Origin of the sequence: Dermacoccus sp. UBA1591, assembly GCF_002322065.1 — a bacterium.
Taxonomy (GTDB): Bacteria; Actinomycetota; Actinomycetes; order Actinomycetales; family Dermatophilaceae; genus Dermacoccus; species Dermacoccus nishinomiyaensis.
Map to the genome: position 1 here is coordinate 1 of NZ_DCNR01000126.1, position 6,871 is coordinate 6,871.

The following is a 6,871-nucleotide window of genomic DNA, read 5'->3' on the forward strand; positions in this document are numbered from 1 at the left end:
ACCCTCGTTCGTGAAGAGCCTCCAAACCCCAGTGTCGGCCGGTGGTAACCGACACGTGTTGGTAGCGTCGCAGCCATCCCGTTGCACGTTCTAACCGTCGCGCTTGGAACCAACATCTTCACGCTGCGCCAAGTAGACGTCGGGGCTTGAGCGCGCTGCCCGTCGTCCCAGCAGGCCCGCACGCTAGGCCGGGCTCGACGCCGCCCCATCCAGTCGGCCTGCCACTTCGAACAAGAAGGTGATTCATTCGTCGAACTGGGACGCCACAATGGATGGCATGAGTGCCCCTGCCGCGTCGATCTCGTTGTTGCTCGAGGCAGTGGCACGGGGTGAGGCAGCAGGCTTCGAGAGGCTGTACGACCTGTCGGTCTCTCGGGTCTACGGTGTGGTGTTACGTGTGCTTCGCGATCCCGCGTTGGCGCAAGAGACAACGCAAGAGGTCTTTCTCGAGGTGTGGCGCAAGGCAGCCTCCTTCGACGGTTCTCGCTCGAGCGGGTGGGGCTGGCTGCTCGCTATCGCTCACCGACGCGCTGTCGACGTGGTGCGTTCGAATGAGGCGTCGCGCGCACGTGATGGCGTCTACGCCCAAGACCTTGAGCGCGCAATTGTTCCCGGGCCCGAGGATGAGACCGTGGCCCGCGCCGAGCGACTCCGGGTACGCGAGTGCATGCAGAGCTTGACTCAGTTGCAGCGCCACGCGCTCGAGATGGCGTACTGGGATGGGCTGACTCACACGCAGATCGCACACGAGCTGGGGGCTGCTTTGGGCACGGTGAAGTCACGTCTACGTGATGGCGTCCGTGCCTTGAAACGCTGCCTGGAACCTGCCGGGAAGGAAGGGTCATGAGTTCGGATGAGCATGCGATGCTCGAACTGTACGTTCTTGACGCGGTGGACGAGATGGAACGTCGGCGCTTCGACAAGCACCTGCGTGCCTGTTCCACATGCCGCCAACAGCGGGACTCGATGCGCGAGGTGCTCGCTGATCTGAGTCGCACGGTGGCGATGCCCGCGCCACCGCAGCTGCGAGAGCAAGTTCTCGCGATGGCCCGATCGACGCCGCAGCACGGCAGTATTGCGCGGGTTGAGGAGGCGACGGATTCTGGTAGGCACCCATCTCACCTGCTACGGCGGCGCGGTGTGTTGGCGGCGGCCGCGGCAATCGTGCTTGCGGCTGCAGGCGCCGGTACGTGGGAAGCCACCCATTCATCGCCCTCGCCTCCTTCGGCCGCCGCGATCCTGGATGATCCCAAAGCGGAGCACGCTCGGGCGATCTACCGTGGTTCGGTGGTCACCGTCGCGCGAAGAAACGGGCGGGCCGCGGTGCGGTTCGTGCCAGCCCCACCGCAGGTGCCTGGGCGTGTCTACACGGCTTGGTCAGCAGACGGCTCCGGCGCGCTCCGGAACGCGGGACAGCTACCTTCGACGAGCGGAGCCACGACGATCATGCTCGACGGCGACGTCGGCGCCGCGCGAGCTGTGGCCTTCACCACGGAGAGGGCGGGGACGCGCCCGACGCAACCCTCCACTCCGGCCTTGTTCACCGTGCACTTGAACTAAATCGATCGTGACGTGGATGGAGCCGAACTCACCGTGCTGACCCAAGGGTGCGCCGAGGCGTGTGCCGGGTGTCGAATCAGCTCGCAAAAAGTTCCTGTCGGCCTCGGCAGCCCTCGCTGTCGCGTACGGTTGGCGCGCACACCTCTCAAGGATGAAGGGCCCGTCGACCTTGTCACCCCCCGGCACCTACTCGTGACTGACTTCAGGACGTCCGAGATCAGTGGTGACGTGCTGATCGGCACGCCCACTATCTGATAGTTCGCTGCGCCTTACGTCAATGAACACCCACCTGTTCGTCGTGGTACCGCCAGCGCTGCACGCTCGATTGATGCTGATCCGACGAATGCATCGGGCGACCGTCGTCTCCACTCGCGCAGGTTCCTTGGGTGTGGTGAGTGCGGTGCCGAGGCCCGGCGCGCATCGTGCGAATGTCTCCGCCTCGGCGCGCCGTTCGGAGGCCAGCTCGCTCTGCCTGCCTGTCGAGGCGACAAGGATGTGACGGACCGCGCCCGCCCCCAGTGAGCTTTGCCGCGGCCGCGCTCTGGTCAGCGCAAGGGCTGGGCCGCACGAGTCGAGACCTCGGCCGCCGTAGCCGGGAGATTTTGTGCGGGCATGCGGGCCAGCGATGGTGGTCCTGGTGTCTGCGGGGTCGCTCGGCGCGCGTCAACGCTGGCGCCGCAGCGCATTGACCCGCGCATCCGGACGAGTTGATGACGTGGGTGTTGGCCCGTCGATGTGGGGCCTTCCCGAGAATTTTTTGGGTATGCCCCATCCAGGACGCGGCAGGCTCCGAACACTCCATAGTTCGACCTTCACGGCGGCCCCTGTCCGCCGGGTCGGGCACAGCTGAAAGGAACCGATCATGACGACTTTGCGAACGATCGCATCCACCGCGGGCGTGCTGGCCGCGACGACACTCGCTGCCGCCCCCCTCGCAGGTGCTGCAGCCGCCGGCGCGGCGACGCCCGCGCACAACGCGCCCACGTGGACGTTCCAGGCGAAGCTGACCGAGCTGAACCACAGTGGCGCCTGGTCCACCGTCTGGGGAAGTCTGCATGGTGACCAGCTGAAGCTGAAGATCACCAGCCATGGGCTGGCTGCGGGCGCTCCGCATGCGCAGCACATCCATGTCGGTGGCACGGGCACGTGCCCGAGCCCGAACGCCACGGGCACAGGCGTCAACGGCCATCTGCTGGTCAAGGACGCCATGAAGAACTACGGCATGCCGATGGTGTCTTTGACGACCAGCGGTGACACGAGCGCGAAATCAGCTCTGGCCGTCGAGCGGTTCCCCGCAGGTGATGACACCTACGAACGCACCATCACGCTGGATGCGAAGTCGCTGCAAGCGGTCAAGGACGGCAGCGCCGTCATCGTGCAGCACGGGATCGACTACAACAAGAACGGCAAGTACGACGGGCCCGGCAAGTCCGACCTCGACCCGAGCCTGCCCGAAGAAGCCACCGACCCGGCAACCTGCGGTGTGTTGACCAAGAGCCAGATGAACCAGATGCCCTCCGGTGGTGTGCAGACCGGAATCGGTCAGCACAACCCCACCTCCGGTTGGGCCACCACCACCGGCGCTGGTCTTGTCGCGGCGGGCGCTGTCGGCTTCGCGGGTGCCGGCCTGGCGCGCCGACGCCACAACCGCAGCGCACACAACGCGTGAGCGTCTGAGTTCGCTTCCATGACGTACCCTCCACGATCGGCCCGCCGCCACCTCATCACCGTGGTGGCGTGCGGGCTGCTCGTGCTCCTGGGCATCGGCGCCATGTGGTGGGGGCGTTCACATCAGTACAGACCACCCCCTGCCACAGCCGCCACATCTGCCCCGGCCACGCACGCCGCGGCACCCACATCATCGAGGTCAGTCCCGGTGAACACCCGCGGCACTGCCGACGTCGCACAACCAGTCAACGTCTCGATTCCCCGACTGGGCTTGTCCGAAGATTTGCTGAGCTTAGGGCTCGATGCGTCTGGTGCCGTGGCCGTACCGAGCGGAGCCGACGTACAGCGCGTGGCCTGGTTCAACGGCTCACCTCGGCCGGGTCAACCCGGCCCCGCAGTCATCGAAGGACACGTCATCACACCCGACGGCAACGGGCCCTTCCACGAACTCGCCGCTCTCAAAGCAGGCGACCGTGTCTCCGTACGCGATACCGCCGGAAAGACCCACGACTTCACTGTTTACCGAACCGCCCAATACTCCAAGACCACATTTCCTACCACCGAGGTGTACGCCAACACCGCCGGCCCAGAACTACGCCTCATCACATGCAGCGGAACATTCGACACCCGCACTGGCCACTACGACTCCAACACCGTCGTCTACGCCCACTAGAGAGCTCACCCCCGCTGTCTTCTCGCAGGTTGTGACGGCTACCCCCTCGGCCTTGTTGACAGCCCTACGGGCCCTGCCCGTCGTACGTTCAACGGCGCCCGCTCCTTGTGAAGCTGCCAGCTCGGAATGTGGGGGTGTGACCGGCGGTGCGGGGGTGGCCCAGTCCAACCTCGCCCCAGACCACTGGCTGCGGACGCCGCCCTTAGCCCTTAGGGGACAAAGCGGCTAGGCGCCACGCTGCACGCAACCGACGATCGAGGATGAACCACGCACGGCCACTCCGAGTTGCTCAGTGACACGCCGTACGGCGCCCCATCTCCGCCACGCTACCCGAAATCGCCCACCTCAACCCCACGTGGATCCACTCAGGTTGACGCCCTCCGGTGGACACGAATCGCAGAGGGGTACGGCGCGGCCAGGTGCCTGGGGCGGCGTGGAAGGCCTGCGTCGGGGCGCGTCACGCCTATGAAGCCCACCCCAAGACGTGAGAGGCTTGCACGCATGAACACCGTGACTCCGAAGGACATTGCTGACGACGCCGTCGTGCTCGACGTTCGTGAGCAGGACGAGTACGACGCCGGTCACGCGCCGCGCGCCATCCACATCCCCCTCGCGGAGCTCCCGGCCCGCGTCGGCGAGCTTCCCGAGGTCGATGGCGACCTCCCCGTCGTCTGCCGCAGCGGCGGCCGCTCGAGTCGCGCCGTGCAATGGCTCGAGGGGCAGGGTCTCGACGTGGCGAACGTCGAGGGCGGCATGAAGCAGTGGCACGCCGACGGCAAGCCGATCCAGGCTGTCGGCGGCGGCGACGCCAACGTCATCTGACGTGAGCGACTCCCCCCTCTCGCGCCGCGCGCGGCGCAACGCCGACCCGCACCCTGCGGCCGAAGACGCTGCCGCCACCGGGTCCGACACGACCTCCTCGACGAGCGACACCCGCGATGGCGCCACGTTCGTCAGCTCCCGCAAAGCCACGTCGGCGCGTTCCTCGCGTGAGGACGCCACGTCCGCCGTCTCCGGCGACGCCACCTCGTTGCGCCCTTCGCGCGACGACGGCGCTACTGCTGCAACGGCATCCGGTGACGACAAGCGTGAGCGCAAGCCACGCTCGGCGGCTCGCACGTGGCTCGACCGCCTCATCCTCGTCGTCGCCGTCTGGGCGATCTGGGCGTTCATCACGACGTTCGTCGTGCAGCCGTTCCGCATCCCGTCCGGTTCGATGGAGAACACGCTGCGGGTCGGCGACCGCATCGTCGTCGCCAAGTGGGCGCCGCGATTCACGGACGTCAAGCGCGGCGACGTCATCGTGTTCAAGGATCCGGGCGACTGGACCGACCCCGTTCCGAGCGGCAACGTCATCACCGGAGGGATCCGCAAGATCGCCGAGGTGACGCACCTGTCCGCGAGCGGCAGCCACCTCGTCAAGCGCGTCGTCGGCGTCGGCGGCGACAAGGTCTCGTGCGAGGGGCCCGGGCAGAAGCTCACCGTCAACGGTGTCGCGATCACCGAGCCGTACCTGAAATCGGGTGTGCAGCCGTGCCAGGACAAGTTCTCCATCACCGTGCCCAAGGACAAGGTGTGGGTCATGGGTGACAACCGCTCGAACTCGGCCGACAGCCGCTACCACGACGACGGCACCGGACGCCTCGGCAGCGTGCCCGTCAGCGACATCACCGGCCGGGGTCTCGCCGTCGTCTGGCCGATCGGCAACATCGCCGGCGGCCACAACGACGAGGACGCCTTCTCGAAGGTGCCCGCCGCCAAGTGATCGGTTCACGCTGAACGATCATTCGCGACGGGGCGCCGCGGCCAGTGATGGCCCGGCGCCTCACCTCGTCTGGCCGTCGGTGCCACGGTTCTCTCAGGCTGGGATGGTGGGATGTCGGGCATGAATCCGAAGCTCGCGGTGTGGCGCGATCGTCTCCTCACGATCGTCATCATCTGGGTGGCATGGGCGCTCATCTCGACGTTTGTCGCCCAGCCGTTCAAGATCCCCAGCGGGTCGATGGAGAACACGCTCGGGGTCGGCGACCGCATCGTCGTCGAGAAGTGGAGCCAGGACGTGAGGCGCGGTGACGTCGTCGTCTTCGCCGACGACCTGCACTGGGAACCCGCGCAGGCCGCACCCACGGGCTGGCGCAAGGCGGTGCGCGATGTCGCGACGGCCACGCACATCGCTGCGGAGGGCAACCACCTCGTCAAGCGCGTCGTCGGCCTGCCCGGCGACGTCGTCAGCTGCTCCGAGCCGAACGCGAAGCTGACGGTCAACGGCGTCGCCGTCGACGAGCCGTACCTGCAGGCCGGGCTCGACGGCTGCGCGCCGAGCCCCGGGCAGGCGAGCAAGTGGAGTATCCCGTGCCGGCCGGGCACATCTGGGTCATGGGCGATCACCGCGACGACTCCGCCGACAGTCGCTCGCACGACGACGGCACCGGACGCCTCGGAAGCGTGCCGCTGAGCGCCGTCACCGGGCGCGCCATCGCCGTCGTCTGGCCCCTCAACCACCTCGCAGGCGGCCACGGCGACGCAGACGCGTTCGCGAAGGTGCCCGCACCGAAGAAGTGACCTCGGCACGCATTGCTGCCACGATGCGATGGGCTCGCTGGCGACTCCGAGGGACAACACCACGAGCCATCAATCATGCGGTGCATCGAAGGCAAGCACCGGGGTGCTCTCCGGGGGGACTCGACATCCGGCGCGGCTTCAGGCAGGCGGCGCCAAGCCGTCAGTATCCCGGCGCGGCGGGCAGGCCGAAGAGATTTTCGAGCGTCGCGATGTCGCGTCGCGCATGCATGAACGCTGCGACCTCGGGGCCGACGTAACGCAGGTGCCACGGTTCGGGTTCGTAGCCCGTCACAGCGCGCTGGCCCTCGGGGTAGCGCACGACGAAACCGAACTCGTGCGCATGAGCGCCCACCCAGCGACCCACGGGCGTGTCCTTGAATGCGGGCTCGAGCTCGTGCTGACGGTCGA

General features: G+C 67.2%; 9 protein-coding genes. 8 read left to right on the forward strand and 1 reads right to left on the reverse strand.

The genetic code is table 11. The annotated features are described in order from the left end of the window. Positions 1-277 precede the first annotated feature (277 nt). The 8 genes from B2284_RS14220 to B2284_RS14255 all read left to right on the forward strand — a co-directional run bounded on the left by B2284_RS14220 (position 278) and on the right by B2284_RS14255 (position 6,463). Positions 278-847 carry a sigma-70 family RNA polymerase sigma factor gene (locus B2284_RS14220; RefSeq protein ID WP_083607348.1) on the forward strand — a complete coding sequence of 190 codons (570 nt, stop codon included), beginning with the start codon at positions 278-280 and terminating at the stop codon, positions 845-847. Then, positions 844-1,560, forward strand: a complete 717-nt coding sequence (locus tag B2284_RS14225) for an anti-sigma factor (protein WP_074046302.1) — start codon at positions 844-846, stop codon at positions 1,558-1,560. Before B2284_RS14220 ends, B2284_RS14225 begins: the two co-directional genes overlap by 4 nt. Positions 1,561-2,422: 862 nt before the next feature. Next, a complete protein-coding gene (locus tag B2284_RS14230; protein ID WP_074046303.1) occupies positions 2,423-3,229 on the forward strand; it encodes a hypothetical protein in 807 nt (268 codons plus the stop codon). A gap of 102 nt (positions 3,230-3,331) precedes the next feature. Next, positions 3,332-3,901, forward strand: a complete 570-nt coding sequence (locus B2284_RS14395) for a sortase domain-containing protein (RefSeq protein ID WP_242686968.1) — start codon at positions 3,332-3,334, stop codon at positions 3,899-3,901. 501 nt (positions 3,902-4,402) lie between these two features. Continuing rightward, a complete protein-coding gene (locus B2284_RS14240) occupies positions 4,403-4,723 on the forward strand; it encodes a rhodanese-like domain-containing protein (protein WP_006943527.1) in 321 nt (106 codons plus the stop codon). 1 nt (position 4,724) lies between these two features. Further along, complete coding sequence (gene lepB / locus B2284_RS14245) at positions 4,725-5,666, forward strand: signal peptidase I (protein WP_239304522.1); 942 nt, start codon at positions 4,725-4,727, stop codon at positions 5,664-5,666. A gap of 120 nt (positions 5,667-5,786) precedes the next feature. Further along, the gene (gene lepB, locus B2284_RS14250; RefSeq protein ID WP_286697677.1) at positions 5,787-6,356 is read left to right on the forward strand and encodes a signal peptidase I; all 570 of its coding nucleotides are present in this window, start codon (positions 5,787-5,789) and stop codon (positions 6,354-6,356) included. Beyond that, positions 6,278-6,463 carry a S26 family signal peptidase gene (locus B2284_RS14255; protein WP_349676104.1) on the forward strand — a complete coding sequence of 62 codons (186 nt, stop codon included), beginning with the start codon at positions 6,278-6,280 and terminating at the stop codon, positions 6,461-6,463. Before lepB (B2284_RS14250) ends, B2284_RS14255 begins: the two co-directional genes overlap by 79 nt. Before the next feature lie 160 nt (positions 6,464-6,623). Here the strand turns inward: B2284_RS14255 and B2284_RS14260 are convergent. Continuing rightward, positions 6,624-6,871: D-alanyl-D-alanine carboxypeptidase family protein (locus B2284_RS14260; RefSeq protein ID WP_286697678.1), on the reverse strand; the 248-nt coding region annotated here is incomplete at its 5' end.

Excerpts from the sequence above, each read along its gene's own strand:
- B2284_RS14220 (WP_083607348.1), top strand. The coding sequence starts at position 278 with ATGAGTGCCCCTGCCGCGTCGATCTCGTTGTTGCTCGAGGCAGTGGCA.
- B2284_RS14225 (WP_074046302.1), top strand. The coding sequence starts at position 844 with ATGAGTTCGGATGAGCATGCGATGCTCGAACTGTACGTTCTTGACGCG.
- B2284_RS14230 (WP_074046303.1), top strand. The coding sequence starts at position 2,423 with ATGACGACTTTGCGAACGATCGCATCCACCGCGGGCGTGCTGGCCGCG.
- B2284_RS14395 (WP_242686968.1), top strand. The coding sequence starts at position 3,332 with ATGTGGTGGGGGCGTTCACATCAGTACAGACCACCCCCTGCCACAGCC.
- B2284_RS14240 (WP_006943527.1), top strand. The coding sequence starts at position 4,403 with ATGAACACCGTGACTCCGAAGGACATTGCTGACGACGCCGTCGTGCTC.
- lepB (WP_286697677.1), top strand. The coding sequence starts at position 5,787 with ATGAATCCGAAGCTCGCGGTGTGGCGCGATCGTCTCCTCACGATCGTC.
- B2284_RS14255 (WP_349676104.1), top strand. The coding sequence starts at position 6,278 with ATGGGCGATCACCGCGACGACTCCGCCGACAGTCGCTCGCACGACGAC.